Origin of the sequence: Arthrobacter sp. B1805, assembly GCF_002929745.1 — a bacterium.
In the GTDB taxonomy this organism is placed as follows: domain Bacteria; phylum Actinomycetota; class Actinomycetes; order Actinomycetales; family Micrococcaceae; genus Arthrobacter_D.
On sequence record NZ_PJIQ01000077.1, the window covers coordinates 1 to 526 of the forward strand.

Sequence of the window (526 nt, forward strand, 5' to 3'; positions counted from 1 at the left end):
CTGCCGAAGACGAACTGCTCGACCGTGGCCTGGCCATCATCGGTGAGTGCTTCGATGAGCTGACCTGATCCAACGGCGGGCTCGCCGGCATCCGCAATGGATGTCAGGCGCGCCGCAACCCTGACCCCTCGGGTACAATGCGCGGCATCTTGCCGTGCTACCCGAGGTCGTCATGCAGCCGTTCGCCATCGCCCCTTCGATTCTTTCCGCCAACTTCGCCCGTCTGGGTGAGGAAGTGGACAACGTGCTGGCCGCCGGCGCCGACATCGTCCATTTCGACGTGATGGACAGCCACTACGTACCCAACCTGACCATCGGCCCCATGGTCTGCTCCGCGCTGCGCAAGCATGGCGTCACCGCGCCCATCGACGTACACCTGATGGTCAAGCCGGTGGATCGCATGATCGGCGACTTCCTCGAAGCCGGTGCCAGCTACATCACCTTTCACCCGGAAGCCTCCGAGCACATCGATCGATCGCTGCAGCTGATCAAGGACGGCGGCGCCAAGGCCGGTCTGGTGTTCAAC

1 protein-coding gene is annotated in these 526 nt (G+C 63.5%); it reads left to right on the top strand.

Translation table 11 applies throughout. The annotated features are described in order from the left end of the window. Window positions 1-172 precede the first annotated feature (172 nt). Window positions 173-526 (top strand): ribulose-phosphate 3-epimerase (locus tag CXQ96_RS17950; RefSeq protein WP_368783657.1); only part of this gene is annotated, 354 nt, incomplete at its 3' end.